The sequence below is a fragment of the Tenggerimyces flavus genome (assembly GCF_016907715.1).
GTDB classification, from domain to species: Bacteria; Actinomycetota; Actinomycetes; order Propionibacteriales; family Actinopolymorphaceae; genus Tenggerimyces; species Tenggerimyces flavus.
This window is the reverse complement of sequence record NZ_JAFBCM010000001.1, coordinates 1,871,194-1,893,923: the sequence shown is the minus strand read 5'-3', so window position 1 is coordinate 1,893,923 and position 22,730 is coordinate 1,871,194. Positions and strand designations below refer to the sequence as shown.

Below are 22,730 nucleotides of genomic sequence, written 5' to 3'. Positions count from 1 at the left end.
GGCCACTACCCCACCCGCGGCGATCAGCTCGCCTGGTCCGGTTGGTCGACGAGCCGGCCATCGGGCCGCTCGATGACCCCGGCGAGGCCGTCCAAGTAGGCCCGTAGGCCGAACTCGAACGCGTTCTCCAGCAAGAAGTCGAAGCCTTCCGGGCCGAAACCGTTGATCACGCGCGCGAACGCGGGGAACTCGCCGGAGTTGACGAGCTCGTCGAAACCTCGTTCCTGTGTGGTCATCCACTCGTCCTGGGTCAGCCCGGTCTCCGCCGCCGCCAGGGCTTCGGACTCGAGGTTGACCGCCACGCCGCGCACGAACGTGTACAGCCCGGCCTGGAGATACATCGCCGTCTCCGAGCCGAGGTCGTAGCGCTCGACGGCGGACAGCATGTACTCCGACATCTTCGTCAGGTTCCGCGACGGCAACGGGCGGCCGAGCGTGCCCACGTGCGGCAGCCACGGATGGCGAACGTACAGCTGCCACTGATGCCGCGCCGCCACCTCGAAGCGCTCCCGCCAGCCGTCCGGCCAAGGGGTCGGGTAGCTGATCTCCCCGTAGACGGCGTCAACCATCAACGCCACAAGGGCATCCTTGCTCTCGACGTACCGATAGAGCGTCATCGTCGCCACGTCGAGCTTCGCCGCCACGGCGCGCATCGACACCGCCGCGAGGCCCTCGGCGTCGGCGAGGGCGATCGCCGTACGGAGGATCCGAGCACGCGACGGCTCGCCCGCGTGCTCGACGGCTCGGCGTTCCCGCCCGGGCTTCGCGGCGACCACGGTGCCGACCCTCGGCACGGCCTCGACGAGCCCCAGCTGCTGCAGCGTGGTCATCGCCTTGGTCGCCGTCGCGAGCGCCACGTCCCACTGCCGCGCGAGCTGGCGGGTCGACGGCACCCGGTCGCCGGGCGCGAGCGCGCCGGACTCGATGCGCTCCCGCAGCGCCGCGACGATCCGGGCGTACGGCGGCTCTGCCATCCCACCCACCTCCTCCTGTACTAGTACAGCTTGTCATCAAACAGTCTTGTACAAGCTGTATTTACGCCGTACGTTCAGATCACGTACAACGTATCAGGGAGGGATCCTCACCATGCACAACCGACGCGTGCTCATCTCCGGCGCGAGCGTCGCCGGACCGACACTGGCGTACTGGCTGCACCACCACGGCTTCGAGCCGACCGTCGTCGAGAAGGCGCCCACGATCCGGCCCGGCGGTCAGGCGATCGACATCCGCGGCACCGCGCTCGACGTGACCCGGCGGATGGGCCTGCTGGAGCAGGCACGGGCCGCTTGCACCGCGATGCGCGGCATGTCGTACGTCGACGAGAACGGCACCGAGCTGTTCAGCACGACCGAGGCCACGCTCACCGGCGGCGACGTCGACAGCCCGGACATCGAGATCCTCCGCGACGATCTGGCCGGAATCCTCTACGAGGCAACGCGATCCAACGTCGAGTACGTCTTCGACGACTCGATCGCGAGCCTGACCCAGCACGAGGACCACGTACAGGTGACGTTCGAACGATCGGCGCCCCGCACGTTCGACCTCGTCGTCGGCGCGGACGGCCTGCACTCCGCGACGCGCGCGCTCGCGTTCGGCCCGGAAGCGGACTTCATCCACCACCTCGGCACGAACCTCGCCGTCTTCACCTCCGAGAACTTCCTCGACCTCGACCACTGGCAGGTCTACCACCAGACCTCGGACGGGCTCGCCGGTCTCTACAGCGCGCGGAACAACACCGAGGCCCGCGGCATGCTCGGCTTCCTGGGCCAGCCCCTCGGCACTCGAGACGTCCACGCGCAGAAGCGGGCCGTCGCCGAGCACTTTGCCCAAGCAGGATGGGAAGTTCCGCAACTGATCAAGCAGCTGTGGGAAGCGCCGGACTTCCACTTCGACTCGATGAGCCAGATCGTCCTGCCGTCGTGGTCGGCCGGGCGCGTCACGCTCGTCGGCGACGCCGGCTACTGCGCCTCGCCGCTGTCCGGCCAGGGCACGAGCCTCGCGCTGACGGGCGCGTACGTTCTCGCCGGTGAGCTCGCGGCGGCCGGCGGCGACCACGTGCGGGCGTTCGCGAGGTACGAGGCCACGCTGCGTCCGTACGTCGAGGCGAACCAGGCGTTCGCGCTGGCGATGAGCGCTTGGCAGCAGGACCAGTCCACGCCGCAGCCGAGCATCCACGACGTCTCGAGCCTGCTGGAGCTGCCGACCTACCCCTGACCGCGCCCGATGTGAGAGGCTGGCCCGCTGCCCAGAGCCTTGGAGGTAGCGCGTGTCCACGCGTGCACGGTGGGTGCCGTACGTCGCGGTCGTCGGGATGTTCGGCGGCCAGCAGATCCTCGCACCGGTCATCCCGCCGCTCGGGCGCAGCCTGGGACTGAGCGAGATCCAGGTCGGGCTGTTCATCACGGTGTCGTCGACCGTGATCCTGCTCGCGAGCCCGTTGTGGGGCCGCGCGGTGAGTCGGTTCGGGCCCAAGCCGGTGATCGTCGCCTCGCTGCTCGGCGTCGCTGCCGCGCTGCTGGGGTTCGCGATCGTCACGCAGGTCGCGGTGGCGACGGGCATGTCGCCCGCCGTCACGTTCTGGCTGTTGCTGCTGTGTCGAGGCGTCGGCTTCGGGTTGACCGCCGCGGCGGTTCCGGTCGCGGTGCAGTCGCACCTCGCCGCGAGCACGGGGACTGAGGCCGAACGGGTGCGCTCGCTCGGCATGTACGGCGCCGCGTACGGGCTCGGTGCCGTGGTCGGTCCGATGCTCGGCGGACTGCTGGCCACGTGGGGGTTGATGGCGCCGCTGTTCGTCCCGCCGGTGCTGATCCTGCTGATCGCGGTGGTCGTGTGGGTACGGTTCCAGTCGGCCGGCCCCTCGGCACCTCCGGAGGCCGCAGCCGAACGGAAGGCGCTCAGCCCGTTCGACCCGCGCATCTCGCCGTACCTGCTCACCGGCATGGTGCTGTTCGTCGCGCTGACCTCGCTGCCGGTGACGGTGGGCTTCCTCGTGCAGGACCGGCTCGGGCTGACGCCGGAGCAGGCGGCACAGCAGACCGGCGTGGCGCTGCTCGGGTACGGGGTCGCGTCGCTGATCGCGCAGGGCGTGCTCGTCCGGCGGTTGGGCTGGTCGCCGGCGACGTTGCTGCGGGTGGGGATCCCGGCCTCGATGGTGGCGCTCGCCGGCCTGGCGTTCGCGCCGAACCTCGCGACGATCGTGCTGGCCACCACGCTGTTCGGGCTGGGACACGGGCTCGCGCTGCCGGGCTACATGGCGGGCGCGACACTGCGGGTCGAGCAGCACGAGCAGGGTGGGCTGGCCGGCCTCATCGGGGCGACGAACGGCGCCGGCTCGATCGGCGGCCCGTTGTTCGGAACCCCGCTCTACGCCTTCGCTCCGGGCGCCCCGTTCCTCGCCAGCGCCGCCCTGCTCGGTGCGCTGGCGCTCTTCGTTCGGTGGAAGCTGCCGGCCAAGAAGGCCAATCAGGTATGGCAGCGGTAGCCATTGATCGATCCGACCGTTCCCGCCGATCAGTCAGGGCTATTGGACGTTAGCCGCCAACGCTGTGAGGGTGGGCGGTATGAACGCGAGCGATGGGTGGACAGGCCGTAGGCAGCTGGGGAGCAACGGGCCGGAGGTGAGTGCGATCGGGTTCGGGGCCTGGGCGATCGGCGGCCCGCTCAGCCGGGACGGGAGTCCGATCGGGTGGGGCGTCGTGGACGACGACGAGTCGGTCGCCGCGATCCATGCCGCGCTGGACGAGGGCGTCACGTTCTTCGACACCGCCGACGTGTACGGCGCCGGGCACAGTGAGCGGGTCGTCGCGCGGGCGCTGAGCGGTCGGCGGGACGAGGTGGTCATCGCCACGAAGTTCGGCGTCCTCTTCGACGAGGAGACCCGCGAGTCCACTGGCCGCGATGCCGACCCCGCGTACGTACGCCAGGCCTGCGAGGCCAGCCTGCGCCGGCTCGAGACCGACCGGATCGACCTGCTCCAGTTCCACATCGGCGACTACGACCTGGCCAAGGCCGAGGACGTACGCGCGACGCTCGAGGACCTGGTCGCGGAGGGCAAGATCCGCTCGTACGGCTGGAGCACCGACGACACCGACCGCGCCGAAGCCTGGGCCCCACACGAGCACTGCTCGGCGATCCAGCAGGCGTTCAACGTCCTCAACGGCAACGCCGACACGCTCGCGGTCTGCGAGAAGTACGGCGTCGCGAGCGTCGTCCGCGGCCCGTTGGCGATGGGTCTGCTGTCCGGAAAGATGAACCAGGACACGACGTTCGCGGCCGACGACATCCGCAGCGGCTGGAACCTCAGCGGCAGCGACGACGAGCGGCTCGCGAAGGTCGAACGCCTCCGCGACGTCCTCACGGTGGACGGCCGCACGCTCGCCCAAGGTGCGCTCGCCTGGCTGCTCGCCCGCAGCCCCGCGTTCGTCCCGATCCCCGGCATCCGCACGGTCGCCCAGGCGAAGGAGAACGCCGGCGCCCTCCAGCACGGACCGCTGTCCGAGCAGCAGCTCGCCGACGTCGAGGCAGCCCTCGGCCGCTGAGCATCAGCGGTAGGAGCGAGCCTGGAGCTCGAACAGCTCCGCGTACAGCCCGCCCCGTGCCATCAGCTCCGCGTGCGTGCCGACCTCCACGACCCGGGAGGAGTCGACGACCACGATGAGGTCGGCCATACGAACGGTCGAGAAGCGGTGCGAGACGAGCAACGTGATCGCTCCCGTCGACTGCTGGAGCTGACGCGCGGCGGCGGTCCAGTGGTCGAACAGCTGGTGCTCGGTGTCCGCGTCGAGCGCGGCCGTCGGCTCGTCGAGCAGCAGCAGGAGCGGGGACGTGCGCATCATCGCCCGGGCGAGGGCGAGCTTCTGCCATTGACCACCGGACAGGTCGACCCCGCCGTCCCAGGCCGTTCCGAGCTGGGTGTTCAGGCCGTCCGGCAGTGACTGGAGAAGGTCGACGGCGCCAGCCCGTCCCAGCGCCCCGGCGACAGTGTCCGCGTCGTCTACAGAGGGCAGGTCACCGATGCCGACGGTCTCGCGGACGACGAACTCGAACCGGGCATGGTCCTGGAAGCCCGCCGACAGACGCAGCCGCCAATGGTCGGGGTCGACCTCGGCGAGGTCGACGCCGTCGACGGTGAGCCGGCCCGAGGTGGGCAGGTACATGCCCGCGAGCAGCTTGACCAGGGTCGACTTTCCAGCACCGTTGTCCCCGACGACGGCCACGGTCGCTCCGGCGGGCAGCAGCAGGTCCACCTCGTGCAGCGCGTCCGAGCCCGCGAGCGGATAGCGGTACGACACGCCTTCGAACCGGATGCCCTCGGTGAGCCGCGACGGCACGACGGCTCGCGGATCGATCCGTTCGCGGGCACGGGTGAAGACGTCGTGCAGGTAGACCCATCTGCTCGCCGCGACCAGAGCCTTGAGCCCGGTCTGGAGCACCTCGGCCGAGCCGGTGACGAGTCCGAGCACCTGCCCGGCCAGGACGGCGGTGAGCGCGGCGTCGCCGACGGTGGCCTCACCGCGGACGGCCCGGTCGACGACGAACGCGATCGCCGCGACGTACCCGACCAGGAACAGCACGCGGGCGGCGAGCCCGATCAGACCGGCGCGCACCTGCATCGAGTGGTGGATGTGCCGGATCTCCCGGTGGGTGGCGTGGAAGCGAGCGAGCAACTCCGCGCGCAGCCGGAATAGCCGTACCTCCTTGGCCCCACCGGGAGTCGCGGTGAGCTCGAGCAGGTGCTCCGAGCGGCGTTGCGGTACAGACGCACGCAGCACGCCGACGTAGAACAGCCCGCTGGTCATCGGGCTGAGCAGCAGCATCGGCGCGCCGAACAGCGGCAGCGCCAGCAACAGCGGATGCACGCTGACCAGGAGCAGGCTGGTGGTCACGATGCGGACGACCGTGGCGAAGGCCTGGATCAGCGACGGGAAGACGTTGGCGAACGCGTGGCCCTCCAGCCGGAACGCCTCGAGCTGGGCGAGATGCCGCGGATCCTCGTGGATCTCCAGCGTCGGCGTCCGGCCCATCAGGTCGAGCATGCGGAGCTGGACGAGGTGCTTGGCCCGGTCCTGGAGCGTCGCCTGAACGCGGCTTCCGGTGTACGACAGCGCGGCGACGCCGCCGATCGACGCGGCCATGCCCACAGCGCCAAGGCCGAGCTGACCGTCGAGGAGCAGCTTCAGCCACAGGGCGAACACCGACCCGGCGAGGGCCTCCAGACCGAGCAGGCCGAACGAGAGGATCGTTCGCCGCCGATCGGCTGCCCAGGCGAAGCTCAGCATGGTGCGGGCGGCGCGGTACCGGCTCACCGGTGGGCGGGTCTCAGGCATCGTCTCCTCCATCGGCTGCGTCGTGATAGCGCTGCGCCTGCTTGGCGAACAACCGTGCGTACGTCCCGCCCGCGGCGACGAGCTCGTCGTGGCTGCCGTCCTCGCTGATCCGGCCGGCGTCCAGGACGACGATCCGGTCGGCGCGTCGTACGGTCGAGAAGCGGTGGCTGATCACGATCGTGGTCAGGCCGTGGGTGAGGTCGAGGAACCGGTCGTAGATGTCGGCCTCGGCTCGGACGTCGAGCTGGGCGGTGGGTTCGTCGAGGACGAGGACGCGCGCGCCAGCCTGGACGGCGACCATCGCGCGGGCGAGCGCGATCCGCTGCCACTGACCGCCGGACAGATCCACGCCGCCGGGGAACCGACGGGACAGCAGGGTGTCCAGCCCGTTCGGGAGCCCGGCCAGCACGTCGTTCGCGCCCGCGCGGTGGGCCGCCTCGGCGATCCGCTCGTCATCGCGAACGTCTATGGAGCCGAACCCGATGTTGTCGCGGGCGGGCAGCTCGTACCGGACGAAGTCCTGGAAGATCGCCGCCACTCGCCGCCGCCAGGAGTCGGGGTCGAGGTCGGCGAGATCGGTGCCGTCGACGGTGATCCGGCCGGCCTGCGGCGCCTCCAGTCCGGCGAGGAGTTTGATCAACGTCGTCTTGCCGGCGCCGTTGATCCCGACGATGCCGAGCGAGGTACCCGCCTCGATGCGGAGGTCGAGCCCGTCGAAGACAGGTTCTTCCCTGCCTGGGTAGGCGAACCGTACGCCGTCGAAGCGGACCTCGTGCGCCGGCCCGGACGCGACCAGCGTGCCGGCCGGACGGGTGGACTGCGCGGCGACGGCCTGTTCGAGCTCCCGCACGGTAGGGATGTGCGGCGAGCCATACACGATCAGGTTGTCGGCATCCTGGTCCGCGAGAGCGGCCAGGCCCAGCAGGCCTTGCACGAGCACGGTCAGCCCGGCGATCCCGAGCGAGCCGTCCGCCGCCGACCGGGCCGCGAGGACCAGCACCCCGCCGTTGGCCGCAGCCAAGGCGACGAACAGCAGCGTCGTCGAACGCTGGTCGACGCGACGCGCCTTCCACATCTCGTCGAGGATCACGGCCCACTGGCGGCCGAACCGGCCGGCGACCCAGTCGACCAGGCCGAAGACGCGGACCTCCTTGGCCCACTCGATCCGCTGCCCGATGCGGCTGTAGTAGTCCGCGTGGCGGAGCGCCTCGCCGTAGGCGTAGAGGTCGGAGCGATGCAGGTCCGCCTGGAGTCGCCGACTGATCAGCACCCACACGGCGGTGACAACGACGGCAGCGATCGGCCATACGGTCGCCACCAGTACGGCCGACGCCAGACCCGGCGCCTGGACCCGCCACTTGGTGGTCCATCCGTCGACCAGATCACCCGGCTCCCAGCCGGCGATGTGCACGGCCTTGTCGGCGACGGCTGCCTGCTCGCGGTCCTCGAACAGCTCCAGCCGTGGCGCGGCGAGTGTCGCCCGCATCACACGGGCCATCAGGTACTCCTCGTACCGCCGGTAGAAGTCCCACTTCGCAACCTGGTAGACGCCGTCCACGACCTCGCGGGCGACCAGAACAGCGGTCACCCAGACGAGTGTCGTGACGACTCGACCGCCTGCGGCCGAGCCCATCCCACCTTCAACTGCCGCGGGCAATGTCTCGACCAGGCGGCCTACCAACAGGGCGAAGATCGCCGGCAAAGCTCCGAGGAGCAGGGCGAGCATGAAGAGAAACGTCACGCTGGCGGGGAACGCCCGCACCAGCGTCATCAGAGCCACGCGACGAAGCGGACTCCGGTCAACAACCCGTAGGGAACACTGTCGATCTTTCCGGCGGCCCCCGGGGCCGTCAAGCCTTTATCCCTGTCACCTCGTGCCAGCCGCTCTCAGCTCCTGACAGCGCCGTCTCAGCGAGCTGTGCGAGCGCTGTCAGCGCCGAGAGGGACGGTGTGGGAGTCAACCTCACCGAAAGGCACTGAACATGTCCTATGCGATCCAGGCAGAAGGCCTGGTGAAACGGTTCGGCAAGACCACGGCCCTGGCCGGGGTCGACCTCGCGGTCCGGACGGGTCGGGTGCTCGGCATCCTGGGTCCGAACGGAGCCGGCAAGACCACGGCCGTCCGCATCCTCTCCACCCTCATCCGGCCCGACGAGGGCCACGCCACCGTGGGCGGGTACGACGTCGTCAAGGACGCCCAGCAGGTCCGCCAGCTGATCGGGCTCACCGGCCAGTACGCCTCGGTCGACGAGGAGCTCACCGGCTTCGAGAACCTCCTGCTCATCGCCAGGCTGCAGGAGCTTCCGCGCAAGCAGGCCAAGGAGCGCGCCGCCGAGCTGCTGGAACGGTTCGAGCTCACCGACGCCGGCGGGCGTCCCGCGAGCACGTACTCCGGCGGCATGCGCCGGCGGCTCGACCTCGCCGCCAGCCTCGTCGGTCACCCCCGGATGCTCTACCTCGACGAGCCCACCACGGGCCTCGACCCGCATGCCCGCAACGAGGTCTGGGACGTCATCCGCAAGCTCGTCGGGGACGGCACCACCGTGCTGCTCACCACCCAGTACCTCGACGAGGCCGACCAGCTCGCGAACGAGATCGCGGTCATCGATCAGGGCAAGGTCGTCGCGCTCGGCACCTCCGGCGAGCTCAAGGCCAAGGCCGGTGCACAGACGCTCGACATCCGCCCGGCCGACCTGCGCGACCTCTCCAAGGTCAAGGCGATCATGCACGACCTCACCGGCGAGCACCCCACCGAGAGCTCCGACCTCGGCCTGCTCACCGTTCCCGTGAACGACCCCGACATCCTCACCGCCGCCGTACGACGCCTCGACCAGGAACAGGTCACCGTACGCGAGCTCGCGCTGCGACTGCCCAGCCTGGACGAGGTCTTCCTCGCCCTCACCGGCCATCGCGCCGAAGAAAACTCCAAGCAGGAAGGCAAAGCGGCATGACCGCCCTCACTGTCAACGACACCTTGCCCACCCGGGGCATGAACCCTCTCAGGGCGCTCCAGCACGGCCTCACGCTCACCTGGCGGAGCATCGTCAAGATCCGCCGCAACCCCGAGACGCTGATGGACGTCACGCTGCAGCCGATCATCTTCACCGTGCTGTTCGTGTTCGTCTTCGGTGGCGCGATCGCGGGCGACTGGCACAAGTACCTGCAGTTCGCCCTTCCTGGCTTGATGGTTCAGACCATCGTGTTCTCGACGATCGGCACCGGCCTCGCGCTCAACACCGACATCGACAAGGGCGTATTCGACCGGTTCCGCAGCCTCCCGATCGCCAGAACGGGACCGCTCGTCGGCGCCGTGCTCGGCGATCTCGTCCGGTACGCGATCTCGCTCGCCGTGCTGATCGGCTTCGCCGCGATCCTCGGTTACCAGTTCAACGCGGGCTTCCTCAACACCCTCGCCGCCTGCCTGCTCGTGCTCGGCTTCGCGCTCACGCTCTGCTGGGCCTGGGTGTGGCTCGGCCTGAAGATGAAGAAGCCGCAGGGCTTCCAGGGCGTCGGCTTCATGATCATGATGCCGCTGACCTTCGGCAGCAATGTGTTCGTCCAGACCACCACGCTGCCGGGTTGGATGCAGGCGTTCGTGAACGTCAACCCCGTGGCGCATCTGGTCGACGCGACCCGCGGACTGATGCTCGGCGGAGCGGTCGCCAGGCCGCTGCTGTTCAGCCTGCTCTGGATGGCCGGCTTCCTCGTCCTGTTCGTCCCGCTCGCCCTGCGCGCATACCGGAGGCGCACATGACCACCCCGAAGACCGAGACGCTGAAGGTTCCCGGCGCGACGCTCTACTACGAGGTCTACGGCAGCGGACCCACCCTGTTCCTCATCCCCGGCGGCATGGGCGACGCGGGCTTCTACGGAGCCATCGCCCCGTTGCTCGCCGACGAGTTCCAGGTCGTCACCTACGACCGCCGCGGCAACTCGCGCAGTCCGCTCGACGGGCCGCCGACCGACCTGGTCGTCGCCGAGCAGTCCGACGACGTACGCCGGATCCTCGACCAGGTCGGTGCCGGCGAGACGTACGTCTTCGGCAACAGTGGTGGCGCGATCATCGCGCTGGACATCGCGGCGCGGTACCCCGAGCTGGCGGAGCGGGTGATCGCGCACGAGCCGCCGGTGGTCGAGCTGCTTCCCGACGTCGACCGGCACCGCGCGTTCTTCGCCGACGTCCTCGCCACGTACGAACGGGAGGGCAGCTGGGCCGCGATGACCACGTTCCTCGAGGGCTCGGGACTGGTGGAGGAGGAACAGGGCGAGGACCTGTTCGAGGGCGAGCTGGAGCAGAGGTTCGCGGGCAACGTCGACTTCTTCCTCGCTCACGAGGTGCGCAACTTCGTCAGGTTCGTGCCCGACATCGCCTCGCTGCGGACGAACGGCGCGAACGTCGTCCTCTGCGGAGGTGCGGACAGCAGGGACACCTACCCGTACAAGGCGGGCGTCGCGGTCGCCGAGCTGCTCGGCACCAGGTACGTCGAGTTCCCCGGCGACCACACCGGCTACCTCGGCCACCCGGTGGAGTTCGCCGCGAAACTGCGAGACGTCCTCACTCCGTAGGGAGAATGCTGGCGAGCGCGTCGTCTCGCGACTGGCTCCGGCCGGTCGCGAACGCGCGCTCGTACGCTTCGTCGCCCAACGCCTCGCGGGCCCGGGCGGCGGTCTGGAGCACGTTGTCGTCGACCAGCGGCCCACCGCGTACGGCCTCCGCGAGCCCGAGCAAGGTGGCCGCTCGTTCCGGCGATCCCTCCAGCAGTGCGACGGCGGCATCGATCCGCGCGGCGATCGACACTACCGGCATGTCGAACGCGACCATGCCGTGCTGGAGGGCCTCCCGCGCCCGCTGCGCGGCCATCGGCGCATCGCGTTCGAGCACGTCCGCCGTCGCCAGCCCGACGAGCACCAGCGCCTTCGCCTGCGGCGGACCCGCGGACTGCCGCTCGCTCTGGTGCAGCTCGCTGAATGCCCTGTGCAGCAAGGCGCGAGCGCGCGGGATGTCGTTCGACTTCATCTCGACTTCCGCGAGCCCGCACAGTGCCACGTGCCGCGCCTCGGACTGGCCGAACTCCTCGGCGAACCGCAGCGCCTCCTCCAGCTCGGCGCGACCCCTGGCCAGGTCGCCCATGCGCGCGCGTTCCAGCCCCATCTCCGACATCATGTGCGCGACGTCGTCGACCGAGTTGAGGTCGTGCACCAGTTGCAGGGCCTCGTCGTACGCGGCGATCGCGCCCTCGTGGTCGCCGACCGCCGACAGGTCACCGGCCTCGGCGCGCCGCACGGCGGCCATGCCCCAGCGGTCGCCGACCTCGGCGAACGCCTCGAACCCGCGGCGAAGATACGCGGCCGACAGGTCGGGGTTGCCCTCGTTGCCCTCCACGAATCCCAGAAACGTCAACGCCAGCGCGCGTTCCCAGCCGCCGTACCGGTCGACGAGGCCGGTCAGCGTGTCCCGCGCCTTGTTGCGGTCGCGGTCGAAGACCGAGACGATGCCCTCGAGGAACAGCATCAACGGATACTGGGTCATGTCGAGCGCACGGCTGTCCGCGATCGCCTTGCCGATGATCGCGCGGCCTTCCTCGAAGCGGTCGGCGCTGAGCATCATCATGCCGTGGAACGCCAGCACCGACGCCCTGGCCTCGGGATGCGACGTCACCGGCAGCGTCACGATCTCGTCGATGAGCGCCATGCTCTCGGCCCGGTTTCCCTCGATGAACCAGAACCACATCATCGACGCGCCGAACCTGACGGCCAGGTCCCCGTCCTCGGTGTCCAATGCCCAGCGCAGTGCGGCGACGACGTTGCCGTAGTCGCGTCTCACCCGGGCCAGCCAGGTCAGCTGCTCGCGCGTGCGCAGGTGGGCGTCGGCGGTCTCGATGAGGTCGCCGAAGTACACCGCGTGGCGGCCCCTTACGTCGGCGAGCTCACCCGCCTCGGCGAGCTGTTCGGCGCCGTACGCACGGATCGTCTCGAGCATCCGGTAGCGCATCTCCTCGCTGCCGGTGTCGGTCGTGCCGACCAGAATCGCCTTGTCCACAAGGGCGGCGAGGATCGGCAGCACGTCCTGGTCGGGCGCTGCGCAGACCAGCTCGGCCGACTCCAGCGTCGCGCCGGCCGGGAACACCGAGAGCCGGCGGGCGAGGACGCGCTCAGGCTCGTCCAGCAGGTCCCAGCTCCACTCGACGACAGCGCGCAGCGTCTGGTGTCGCGGCAGGGCGGTACGACTTCCGCCGGTCAACAGTCGGAACCGATCGTCAAGCCTGGCAGCGATCTGAGCCGGAGCGAGCGAACGCAGCCGGGCTGCCGCCAGCTCGATCGCGAGCGGCATCCCGTCCAGCCTTGCGCAGATCTCCAGTACAGCTTTGAGATTCGCCTCGTCGAGTGCGAAGTCTGGCCGTACGGCGACCGCGCGATCGACGAACAGCCGTACCGCGGAGTGCCCGAGCGCCTCCGTGGGATCGGATGACGTGGTGGGCCAGGACAACGGCGGGAGTGGGTAGACGTTCTCGCCGAGGATCGTCAGCGGCTCGCGGCTCGTCGCCAGGATGCGCAGCTGGGGACAGGACGCGAGCAACGTCTCGGCCAGCCTCGCGGCCGCGGTGACCAGGTGTTCGCAGTTGTCGAGGATCAGCAGCGCCCGCTTGGTCGCGAACGCGTCGACCAGCCGCGCGACCTCGGCCCGCGCCTTGAGCGGGCGGGGTTCGAGCGTCGACGACTCCAACAGCACGGCCTCGCGGATGCCCATCGCCGAGAGCACAGCTTGCAGCAGGTCGTCCTCGTTGGTGACCGGGGCGAGCTCGACCAGCCAGCTGCCGTCGGGTGAGTCCGCCTGCCGCCTTCCCGCGAGCTCGGTCGCGAAGCGAGTCTTGCCCGCGCCGCCGGGGCCGAACACGGTCACCAGCCTGGTCTCGTCGAGCAGCGCGCCGACGCGTTCGAGCTCGGTCTCGCGTCCGACGAAGCTGGTGAGCGAGGCTCTGAGGTTGGTGCGGGTCAGTGCTGGTGTTGGCGGCGCGACGGACGGGTCGTGCCGCAGGACGGCGAGGTGAACGGCGGCGAGCGCCGGCGACGGGTCGACGCCGAGCTCGTCGGCGAGCGCTCTGCGGATCCGTTCGTACGCGGCCAACGCGTCCGCCTGCCGCCCGGCCGCGGAGAGCGCTTTGACGAGCTTGGCGTGCAGCGTCTCCCGCAGCGGGTGCTTGGCGGCCAGGCGTTCCAGCTCGCCGAGGTCGAGCGCGCGGTGCTCGGCGACGTCGAGCCTGCGGTCCTCGAGCCTCGTCGCGACAGCGGTCGCGAACGGGGCGTCCAGCACGTCGGCGAGCGCTTCGCCGCGCCACTCGCGCTCGGCGTCGTCGTACCTGCCGGCGGCGACCAGCGCCTCGAACCGGCAGGCGTCGACGTCGTCGGGCATGATCGGCAGCAGGTAGCCGGCCGGCTTGGACTCGACCGGGATCCCGGCGCGCCGCAGCCGGGAGACCAGCGACTGCAGCGCGTTCGTCGCCCCACCGGGCGGGTCGTCGCCCCACAGCCCGTCGATCAGCGCCTCGGTCGTGACCAGCCGACCGGGCTGTAGCGCGAGCAGTACGAGCAGCGCGCGCAACCTCGTCCCGCCGACCTCGACCGGCCGGCCCTCCTCGTCCCGGACCGCCAGAGGGCCGAGTACGTCGATGCGCACGCCTCCAGCCTGCCAGGTCACCCCAGAAACGCCGGCGAGCGCCGGATGAAACGATGAAGCCATGTGGTCGAGACTTCGGTTCGGGGAGGAGCTGCGGTCCGAACTGGGGCGGCCGCGCCGGGCGAAGAGGGTGAGCAGCAGCCCGCGGTCACGGGTGTGGCGGGCGGAGCTGGCCGGTGTGTCGGTCGTGGTCAAGCAGCTCGTCGACGGCGCGGAGGCGGACGACCGGTATGCGCGCGAGGTGGCCGCGCTGAGACTTTCAGCGAGGGTGTATCCACCGGTCGCACCCAGGTTGCTCGGAGCGGATCCGCGCGAACGGATGCTCGTCCTCGAATACGTGGATCAGCAGGAACCGCCCGCAGACTGGGCCGTCGCGTACGCGACGGCCCTGGCGAGGCTGCATGCCGCTACCACCGCCGACGACACATCCTCATCCGTCCTACCTGCCTGGTCCGGCCCCACCGACGACGACGTCCAAAGCTTCCTCGGGCTCGCTCAGCAGCTCGATGTCGCCGTGACCTCCAGGGTGCGGGCCGAGCTGGACGACGTGCTCGACCGACTCAGCCGCACACCTGGCCATGCCCTCCTGCATGGCGATCCCTGCCCCGACAACGCCCTGCACACCAGCAGTGGTGTCAGGTTCATCGACTTCGAACAGGCCGCGCTCGGTAACGGACTGGCCGAAGTCGCGTACCTGCGCATCGGCTTTCCGACATGCTGGTGCTCCACCAGCCCGACCCAGGCCCTGCTCGACGCGGCGGAGACCGCCTACCGAACAGCCTGGCACCAGGCCACGGGCACCGACGTTCTCGGCGACCTCACCGACGCCTGCGCCGGCTGGCTGCTGCGAGGTGACGCGCTCGTCCAGCGAGCCCACCGTGGCACTGTGGATCACCTGGCCAGGCTGCCGAAGCAGGACTGGGAGTGGGGTACCGCGACGGCCAGGGAGAGGCTGGTGCACCGCCTCGGAATCCTCGGTGAGATGAGTGCGGACCGCGAGGAACTGACAACGCTCGGACGACTCGCCGCGAGCATGCGCGCCAACATGCTCGCCCGGTGGCCCGCGCTCAGGCCCCTGCCCCAGGAGCTACCCGAGCTGACCTGACTAGAGGACGCGACTCGCACGGGAACTCCCCGGAATGCATGGCCAAGTTGCTCGGCCTCGCCCGAGCTCTGCGTGGTGGTGCGAGAACGTGACTGACAGTCCACGCACAGCGACCGGGACACCTGCTTCGCTGTTCCCGCCGCTAGCGCGAGCCTTGCGCAGCCCTCCACCAGTCACCGGGGTGTGTGACCAGCGCCTCTTCGGCCAAGCGACGCCCTGTCTGTGTCCTCACTGCTCGCTTGGATGACTCGATCCAGGCGTCGATGTCCGTTGCTCCGGCAATCTGGTACTCGCGTGCTTGGAGCAGGCACTCCAGCTTGTCGGCATCGCGCGCGCAGACCGCTTCGATCGTCTCCCCCGCCTCGAACTCGGCTATCGCCGCCCGAATCGGCGCCGAGATCGTCTCGGGCATGCTGCTGGTCTGATCCTTGACGATCGTTTCCGGTTCAGCGGCGGTCAAGTACCGCCGGCCCACATATGGGATGTCCCCGATCCGTGTCTCAGGTACGTCGTGATACAGCCCCAGAGTCGCGGCTCGGTCGGGATTCCCACCCTCGGCCGTAGCGATCAGGTGGGCCAGAATCGCCGTCCGGAAGGAGTGCTCCGCGACGGACTCGATCCGGCCAGCCACGCCACCGACTTCCCAGCCGACACGCGGAGACCGCTTCAGGTACCCCACCTCGTACAGGAACCGACAAACAGGTGCTGCGTCGTTCACACCGACTCCCTCGCAAACTTGGCGGTGTAGTGGATCCTGTCCAGCGCTCTCCGGGTGGGTGCGTAGCCAGTTCCACCGTCCAAGAGACTAGCTGCCGTGTTGGCCAGGCCGGCCGCGGCTTCTCGATCGCTCAGCAGAAGGCGAGGGTAGCGACGAATCAATGCATCGGTTGAATGCACACTCAGGTCAACGAACGGCTGGGATTCGGACAGCTGGGCGGCGAGATGTCTCAGCAGCTTCCCGAGTGGAACCTGATCAGGATGAGTGGTCGACATGAAAGTGTCCGACTCCGCACCCCCCTCCGGTGGTTCGAGCCAGTACGCCCAGTACACGATGCTTGCTGTCTCGGCCAAGTCGTCGTCGGCCAGGTGACGCGAGATGAATGACTGGAGAAGTCCCGGGTCGCCTTGACACGCTCTCGCAACGGCCAAGCTACGCAACGTTGCCCAGCCGCCTGGCCATTCCTTCCCGGCTCCGGAGACAAGCCCGTCGCGTTCCACGCTCGCGAGCCAGCTCTTGCTGTCGGATCTCCGATCGACGCCCGACAAGAAGTACGCCTGCCTGCGCAGAAGCGGTCCGGTCAGCGGTCTATCGGCACCTCTCTGCAGGTGGTCGAAGAAGATCGACAGCTCGCCCGGACGCAGGGGCTGCAGAGACGTCACGTCCGCGAGGTTTCGAATCGCTGCCGGCGCTCGTCCCGTGATCGGCCAGAAGATCAACTCGAACAACTCGCGCCACCCGACCACATTCGCAAGAACCCAACACCTGGGATCCTCGCCCGCCACAACTTGCTCGTAGAACAGATCCGCCTCCATCGCAGGTTCGAGGAGTCCTATGAGCCGGGGCGCAACACCACTTCGACGAAGGTGAAGTCGCACATGCCGAATGACTTTGCCAGAAGCGTTCACTAGCGGGCGACGCCCGGTTTCCCATGCCTTGACGGTTTCGATGTCCACACCGAGCTGCTCAGCGAACTGTTCACGGGTGGCACGCACAGTCTCTCGTGCGATCCGCAACACGTGACCGGCGATGACCCCGTCGCCGATCGATGGCGGTCGCCTCCGTGTGGGGGTACCGGGAGTACCCGCACGGTCCGCTGAGGCTTGCGACAGGGTCTTCGCTGCCCGCAAGCGTGGACTGCTGGTCACTCCCGACTCACGAGCCGCGCCTTTATCGTCCTGTGTCATGGAACTCCCCGTAGAACTGCGGAAGTTGCGCGGCACGCCTGCTGGTGCCGCTGACCGGCATTGGTCTTTGGTCGACAACCACCGTGAAGGGCGAATTCTAGCCGCGCACTCGACGGCGCAACAGCATCTCACTGGCGGTAGCGATGCAACGTCCGTCGCCGAAGTAGGTGCCGTAGACGCGATCGGTCCCGGACACGGCCAAGGCACAGTCGGAGGGAGACCATTGATGGAACCGGGCATGGCATGCGCCTACGAGCGTTGCTCATCCATCTTGACGCGGTCGACGACAGAACCGCCTACCTCGTCCACAACTTTGGCATGTGGACCATGAGCGAGATCGAGGTCTCGTGGGGATCGGCACGAATGGCCCGGGTCGGAACGGCGATCGTTCCCCGGCCACTGACTCTCGTCGAACTTGGGGCGGACCTACGCCAGATGCCTAGCGGCTCAGCTACGACCGTAGTCACACCTCGACAAGCCTAGAGATCAATCGAGCAGAGGAGAAACGCCATGACCGACCAGCAGACCGTACCGTTCGGAGCCCGCGCGGAGCGTTCACCGCACATCATCGACATCGAGGCGGGATCGGTGACCTACGACCCGAACCAGCAGGTGAACGTCGTCGCTGGGGGCCAACTGTGGTGCCTGTCCAGCGAGATGCCGGCAACCTGTACGAATACCAACTACGACAGCAAGAACGACGACACCAGCGACCCGTACCGAGTCGTATGACAACGAAGCTCGACCGCGGCACAATCCTGGTTCTCGCCGAAGAACTCGATCCGACTGCCGATCTGGTCGTCCACGAGCTGAACTCTCGGCAGGCGCCGGTCATGCGATTCGACCTCTCCACCTTCCCGCAGCATCTCACGTTACGGGCGCGGCTCGAGGAGCGCTGGTGCGGTGTCATAGAGGGAGCGTGCCGAGCTGCTGACCTGGAACAGGTCCGGGCCGTCTACTACCGGCGGCCCGAACCGCCAGCGATCGCCGATCACGTGGACGAGCCCTACCGCAGCTGGGCTCGGGGCGAGGCCGTGGCCGGATTGCTTGGCGTTCTCTACGCTCTGCCTGCAGTGTGGGTGAACCGACCAGACGTCGATATGAAGGCCGCGGAGAAGCCCTGCCAGTTGCCCATCGCTGCCGCCTACGGGCTGCGAATCCCGCGCACGCTCATAACGAACGACCCTCGACATGCTCGCGAGTTCGCCAGGGATATCGGTGGCCAGGTGGTGTGCAAGTCGTTGCACGGTGGGCAGCTCCAGCACGACAACGGCGCACGTAACGGGGTACCGACACAGCTGATCGACCCCGTGGAGATCGACGACTCGGTACGCCTTACCGCCCACCTGTTTCAGGAGTGGATACAGAAGGATCACGAAGTTCGACTCACAGTCGTCGGCGAGCGCATGTTCGCCGGCACGATCCACGCTCGGAGCCGGCAGGCGCACGTGGACTGGCGGACTGACTACGACGCTCTCGAGTACGGCACAACCGGGGTGCCCGACGAGGTACGACTTGGCGTTCTGGCCTGGATGAAACACTTCGGACTGAACTTTGGCGCCTTCGACTTCGCGGTAACCAGGAAGGGTGAGTGGGTGATGTTCGAATGCAACCCGTCCGGCCAGTGGATCTGGATGCAACAACGAACTGGCCTGCCGATCGCCGCCGCGATCGCCGACCTACTCGTCGGAGCTCAGTTGTGAACGAGGACCACAACAGCGTGAACGTCGGCCGAGATCCAGCCCGGCAGCGCCTTCGCACAGAATTGGCCGACCTTCTCATCGAGTCCGGAGATCTACGGTCGCAGGCGTGGCGGCAGGCCCTACTCGCCACGCCACGTGACGCATTCTTGCCACGTTTCTTCATGCCTCACTCTGAAACGGGCGAGCTCGTGCTAGTGACGACCAGCGATCCGGAATGGATCGGTGTCGTGTACTCGAACGAGCCCCTCGTGACTCAATTCGATGGAGATCCCGGCGCGACGCACGGTGTTCCCACCTCTTCCTCGACCGCGCCAGGTCTCATGCTCCGCATGCTCGAAGCCCTTGAATTGGACGATGGCATGCGCACATTGGAGATCGGCACAGGCACGGGCTACAACGCCGCGCTCCTATGCCATCGCGTCGGCGACAAGAACGTCACGACCATCGACGTCGACCCCGCAATCGTCGAGACGGCCCGCGGAAGACTCAACGTTCTCGGGCTCCAGCCAACTGTGATCGCTGGCGACGGCGCCAACGGCTGGTCGGCCAACGCCCCTTTCGACCGCATCATCGCTACCTGCGCTGTCCGTCATATCCCGTCGGAGTGGATCGCACAGACCGCGATCGGCGGCAGGATTCTGACCACCATCGAGACCAGTCTGCATGGCTATGCGCTCGTTCTTCTCGTTCCTGACGGTCGAGGTAGCGCATCGGGCTCGTTTCTGCGCGACGCCGCTTCGTTCATGCCGATGCGGTCGCACGCGAGCCCGGCGTTCGCACAGCTACGTGGACGCGCCGCCCAGACAACGACTCGGAGACGCAGCGGCCTTCGGCCACTCGACCTGGACAGCGACGCGGCGAGGTTCGCCATAGGCCTGGCACTACCCGACGTGTCGGCCTTCAGCATCACGACCGAAGGGGGCGCGGGGATCTACTTGGGCCACCACCTGGATGGTTCGTGGACGCAGGTCACCGACACCGGTTCCCGAATCAACGTCGAGTACGGCGGGCCGCAAGACCTGTGGGCGGTCGCTGAAGACACCCACGCCCGCTGGGTTCGACATCGCGAACCAGAGCCCAGCCAGTTCTCGCTCTCTGTCGACGCCGAAGGCACACAGACCGTCCACCTCCACACCGCTCAAGGCCCCAACACCTGGACCTCGTTCGACGCCAAGAGATAGGCGGGCCCCGGCCTCCCAGGTCAGAGGTAGTCCTGAACGCGGGCGAGGGCCTGCTCGCGGGTGAGGGCGGTGCCGCGGGCGTACGCGGCCTCGTACGCCTCGGGGCCGAGTGCTGCACGGGCGCGGTCGGTGATCGTGGCGAGCGGCGGGACGCCGGCGACCTCGATCGGCTCGCCGGCGTCGTCTCGGACGTCGAGCGGCCCGAGCAGGTTGACCCGCACGTGTTCAAGCCTGCCTCACCGCGGCAATCCAGATATAGGCAGTCGTCACCCATGCATGCGCCTGGGCACGCGCCTACACAGGAGGCATGTCGCTTCGCCGCCTCGTCGTCCCCGTCATCGTCGCCCTGACGTTCTCCCTGACCACCGCCGCTGCCGCCTCATCGGCCTCCGCTCCGCCGGTGCCGAAGCTCGGCTGGACGGCGTGCGAGGGCGGCTTCGAGTGCGCCACCGCCAAGGTCCCGCTCGACTACCGCAAGCCACACGGAACGAAGATCGAGCTGGCGCTGATCCGTCGCCAGGCGGTCGACCAGGAGCACCGGATCGGGACCCTGTTCCTCAACCCTGGTGGGCCGGGCGGCTCGGGCGTGGACTTCGTACGAACGGCACCGCCGCCCGCGTTCCAGCTGCTGAGCAGGTTCGACTGGGTCGGCTTCGACCCGCGCGGCGTCGGCGCGAGCCGGCCGGCGATCGACTGCCACGACGAGGACACCGGTCCGATCGTGTTCACCCGTCCCGAGACCGCGAACGTGCCGACGCTCGTCGCAGAGGCACGGCAGCGTGGGGAGAAGTGCCTGCGGAACAACAAGCTGCTGCTCCCCCACGTGAGCACGGCGAACGTCGCGCGCGACCTCGACCTGCTGCGCGTGGCGGTCGGCGACCAGAATCTCACCTACGTGGGGCAGTCGTACGGGACCGTGCTCGGCGCGACGTACGCGTCGATGTTCCCCGGCCGAGCGCGGGCGATGTTCCTCGACAGCGCGATCGACGTGCAGGCGTACTACGACCGGCCGGCCGATTACCAACAGCAGCAGGGCGCCTCGTTCGAGGAACTCCTCGACCGCTTCTTCACGGCGTGCGCCGCGGCCGGCCCGAAGTGTGGCTTCGGCGGTGCCGATCCCGAGGCGGCGTTCGACGCGCTGACGGCGAAGCTCGACAAGAATCCCCTTCCCACCAACGATCCTGAGCACCCGGCTCCGGTGACGGGTGACGAAGTACGGCTCGCCGCCTCGGGCGCCCTGTACAGCCAGCGGGACTGGCCCGGCCTCGCCAAGGCACTGGTCGCGGCGGACGCCGGCGATCCTGCTCCGATGATCGCGTTCCGGAGCGACGCGTTCCAGTCACTGACCGGCGACTCCGGCAGCGCCGTGCTGAACGTCGACCAGCAGACCTCCCGCCGGATCTCCGACCACGTCGAACGCGGGAAGCAGAACTACGCGATGTTCCGCAACTTCTGGTGGGCGATGGGCTACGACGACATCGGTCCGGCACTGTGGCCCGTCGAGGACAAGAACGCGTTCCGCGGCAAGATCCGCAACCCCAAGAGCGCCGCGCCGATCCTCGTCACCGGCGTCACGTACGACCCCGCGACGCCGTACCGGATGGCCGAACAACTCACCGCCGACCTCGGCAACGCCCGGCTGCTCACGTTCCGCTCGACCGGGCACACCACCCTGGGCGCGTTCAACCCGTGCATGCTCGGCGCGATGGCCGCCTACCTCAACGACGGCACGTTGCCCGCGAAGGGCACCGTCTGCGTGGACTCCCGCAAGCCCTTCTAGTGGCCTGCGTCTGAGACATCGGGTCACTTCCTCTGGCGGGTGAGAAATCCCTTATCGCCGCGGGCCCTCTGACGAATAGCCTCGCGCTCATGACCGATGGTGACTGGAGGGATGGCGGGTTCAGGCAGCGTCGGCCTTCCGTGGAGACTCTCGCCTGGGTTGCGGCTTCGATGGGTCGGGGCAGTCGCGTCGTTGGCCATCGCCGATTGACCGGTGGTGTCTCCTCCGCGATGCATCGGGTGACTGTCGAGCGACGTGGAAGGCGAACGTTCGTCGTCCTGCGTCAGTACCCGGGCGGGCTTGGCCTGCAGGGAGCTTTGGAGAGGGAGATCGCCAACCTTGGTCTGGTGGCGGGAAGCGGACTCCCGGTTCCGGGCATCCTGGCTACTGACGCCGCCGGTGCTTCGACGGGCGGCGCGCCATCGTTGCTGATGACACGTTTGCCCGGGCATGTTCACCTCGATCCGGCGGAGCCTCGATCATGGCTGACGAGGATCGCGGAGCTTGCTGTCTTGCTACATTCCCTCGATCTCCCCGCGAAGCTGTTCAGACCTTGGACGGATTCCTGGATCGCTCCGCTCGACGGCCGTCAGGTGCCGGTCGGCGCACAGAAGCCGGCCGTGTGGAAGGCGGCGTTCGGTGCCATGGCCGCGCCGCCGCCCAAGGACAGTGCCGTCTTTCTGCACGGCGATTTCCTGCCGGTCAACCTGCTGTGGTCGCGCGGGAGGATCACTGGCCTGACCGACTGGCTCGGCGTCCATCGGGGGTCGCGCGCGATCGACGTCGGGCAATGTCGGCGATACTTGGCGGCGCTCTACTCGCCCGAATGGGCGGAGCAGCTTCGGTCGCTCTATGAGTCGATCGCCGGGGTGACTCTCGATCCGTGGTGGGATCTGTATGCCCTGCTGCACTATGACGACAACGCGCCGAAGTGGATCGGTGAACAGGTCGCTGGGCGCCGGCCCGTCGATGGGCCCGGCATGACTTCCCGGGTCGAGGTCGCTGTCGAGACAGCGCTACGGCGCCTCGGATAACCGCGGGTTCCCTGCTGGTCG

Annotated in this window: 19 protein-coding genes; 12 read left to right on the top strand and 7 right to left on the bottom strand. The window is 68.5% G+C overall.

All coding sequences use genetic code 11. The annotated features are described in order from the left end of the window. Nucleotides 1-23: 23 nt before the first annotated feature. On the bottom strand, nt 24-974 hold the full coding sequence (locus JOD67_RS08745) for a TetR/AcrR family transcriptional regulator C-terminal domain-containing protein (protein ID WP_205116900.1): 951 nt from the start codon (nt 972-974) through the stop codon (nt 24-26). Nucleotides 975-1,086: 112 nt separating this feature from the next. On the opposite strand from JOD67_RS08745, the gene JOD67_RS08740 reads away from it, so the two are divergent. The 3 genes from JOD67_RS08740 (at nt 1,087) to JOD67_RS08730 (ending at nt 4,538) form a co-directional block, all read left to right on the top strand. Further along, complete coding sequence (locus tag JOD67_RS08740; protein WP_205116898.1) at nt 1,087-2,214, top strand: FAD-dependent monooxygenase; 1,128 nt, start codon at nt 1,087-1,089, stop codon at nt 2,212-2,214. Nucleotides 2,215-2,266: 52 nt separating this feature from the next. Continuing rightward, nucleotides 2,267-3,481: an MFS transporter gene (locus tag JOD67_RS08735; protein ID WP_205116896.1), complete on the top strand. Its 1,215-nt coding sequence runs from the start codon at nt 2,267-2,269 to the stop codon at nt 3,479-3,481. 136 nt (nt 3,482-3,617) lie between these two features. Then, a complete protein-coding gene (locus tag JOD67_RS08730) occupies nt 3,618-4,538 on the top strand; it encodes an aldo/keto reductase (RefSeq protein WP_307782321.1) in 921 nt (306 codons plus the stop codon). A gap of 3 nt (nt 4,539-4,541) precedes the next feature. Here JOD67_RS08730 and JOD67_RS08725 read toward each other — a convergent pair whose 3' ends face one another. Beyond that, nucleotides 4,542-6,326, bottom strand: a complete 1,785-nt coding sequence (locus tag JOD67_RS08725) for an ABC transporter ATP-binding protein (protein ID WP_205116893.1) — start codon at nt 6,324-6,326, stop codon at nt 4,542-4,544. Then, nucleotides 6,319-8,097 (bottom strand): ABC transporter ATP-binding protein, encoded by a 1,779-nt coding sequence (locus JOD67_RS08720; RefSeq protein ID WP_205122915.1) that lies wholly within the window; start codon nt 8,095-8,097, stop codon nt 6,319-6,321. The genes JOD67_RS08725 and JOD67_RS08720 overlap by 8 nt, the downstream gene beginning before the upstream one ends. 211 nt (nt 8,098-8,308) lie before the next feature. Between JOD67_RS08720 and JOD67_RS08715 the strand changes: the two genes are divergently transcribed. Genes JOD67_RS08715 through JOD67_RS08705 form a run of 3 tightly spaced genes read left to right on the top strand, consistent with a single transcriptional unit; the run spans nt 8,309 to nt 10,892 of the window. Further along, nucleotides 8,309-9,277, top strand: a complete 969-nt coding sequence (locus JOD67_RS08715) for an ATP-binding cassette domain-containing protein (protein WP_205116892.1) — start codon at nt 8,309-8,311, stop codon at nt 9,275-9,277. Further along, nucleotides 9,274-10,080: an ABC transporter permease gene (locus tag JOD67_RS08710; protein ID WP_239553775.1), complete on the top strand. Its 807-nt coding sequence runs from the start codon at nt 9,274-9,276 to the stop codon at nt 10,078-10,080. Before JOD67_RS08715 ends, JOD67_RS08710 begins: the two co-directional genes overlap by 4 nt. Next, nucleotides 10,077-10,892 (top strand): alpha/beta fold hydrolase, encoded by an 816-nt coding sequence (locus JOD67_RS08705; RefSeq protein WP_205116889.1) that lies wholly within the window; start codon nt 10,077-10,079, stop codon nt 10,890-10,892. The genes JOD67_RS08710 and JOD67_RS08705 overlap by 4 nt, the downstream gene beginning before the upstream one ends. Here the strand turns inward: JOD67_RS08705 and JOD67_RS08700 are convergent. Then, nucleotides 10,882-14,001 carry an AfsR/SARP family transcriptional regulator gene (locus tag JOD67_RS08700; RefSeq protein ID WP_205116888.1) on the bottom strand — a complete coding sequence of 1,040 codons (3,120 nt, stop codon included), beginning with the start codon at nt 13,999-14,001 and terminating at the stop codon, nt 10,882-10,884. The genes JOD67_RS08705 and JOD67_RS08700 overlap by 11 nt on opposite strands. 61 nt (nt 14,002-14,062) lie before the next feature. Between JOD67_RS08700 and JOD67_RS08695 the strand changes: the two genes are divergently transcribed. Then, nucleotides 14,063-15,106: an aminoglycoside phosphotransferase family protein gene (locus JOD67_RS08695; protein ID WP_205116887.1), complete on the top strand. Its 1,044-nt coding sequence runs from the start codon at nt 14,063-14,065 to the stop codon at nt 15,104-15,106. 142 nt (nt 15,107-15,248) lie between these two features. Here the strand turns inward: JOD67_RS08695 and JOD67_RS08690 are convergent, their stop codons facing one another. Beyond that, complete coding sequence (locus JOD67_RS08690; protein ID WP_205116886.1) at nt 15,249-15,824, bottom strand: HD domain-containing protein; 576 nt, start codon at nt 15,822-15,824, stop codon at nt 15,249-15,251. After that, entirely contained in the window at nt 15,821-16,780 is a 960-nt protein-coding gene (locus JOD67_RS08685; protein ID WP_239553773.1) for a hypothetical protein, read from the bottom strand. Before JOD67_RS08685 ends, JOD67_RS08690 begins: the two co-directional genes overlap by 4 nt. A 741-nt stretch (nt 16,781-17,521) precedes the next feature. Between JOD67_RS08685 and JOD67_RS08680 the strand changes: the two genes are divergently transcribed. The 3 genes from JOD67_RS08680 to tgmC are packed head-to-tail and all read left to right on the top strand — an operon-like array spanning nt 17,522 to nt 19,895. Then, a complete protein-coding gene (locus JOD67_RS08680) occupies nt 17,522-17,743 on the top strand; it encodes a hypothetical protein (protein WP_205116883.1) in 222 nt (73 codons plus the stop codon). Beyond that, nucleotides 17,740-18,714, top strand: coding sequence for an ATP-grasp ribosomal peptide maturase (gene tgmB / locus JOD67_RS08675; RefSeq protein WP_205116881.1), 975 nt, complete (start codon nt 17,740-17,742; stop codon nt 18,712-18,714). The genes JOD67_RS08680 and tgmB overlap by 4 nt, the downstream gene beginning before the upstream one ends. Then, the gene (gene tgmC / locus JOD67_RS08670) at nt 18,711-19,895 is read left to right on the top strand and encodes an ATP-grasp peptide maturase system methyltransferase (RefSeq protein WP_205116879.1); all 1,185 of its coding nucleotides are present in this window, start codon (nt 18,711-18,713) and stop codon (nt 19,893-19,895) included. The genes tgmB and tgmC overlap by 4 nt, the downstream gene beginning before the upstream one ends. Nucleotides 19,896-19,915: 20 nt before the next feature. Here the strand turns inward: tgmC and JOD67_RS08665 are convergent, their stop codons facing one another. After that, entirely contained in the window at nt 19,916-20,116 is a 201-nt protein-coding gene (locus tag JOD67_RS08665; RefSeq protein ID WP_205116876.1) for a hypothetical protein, read from the bottom strand. An 86-nt stretch (nt 20,117-20,202) separates the two neighbouring features. Here JOD67_RS08665 and JOD67_RS08660 point away from each other — a divergent pair, with 86 nt between their 5' ends. Both JOD67_RS08660 and JOD67_RS08655 read left to right on the top strand, forming a co-directional pair. Then, the gene (locus JOD67_RS08660; RefSeq protein WP_205116874.1) at nt 20,203-21,675 is read left to right on the top strand and encodes an alpha/beta hydrolase; all 1,473 of its coding nucleotides are present in this window, start codon (nt 20,203-20,205) and stop codon (nt 21,673-21,675) included. Nucleotides 21,676-21,764: 89 nt separating this feature from the next. Further along, nucleotides 21,765-22,709: a phosphotransferase family protein gene (locus JOD67_RS08655; RefSeq protein ID WP_205116873.1), complete on the top strand. Its 945-nt coding sequence runs from the start codon at nt 21,765-21,767 to the stop codon at nt 22,707-22,709. Nucleotides 22,710-22,730: the final 21 nt, after the last annotated feature.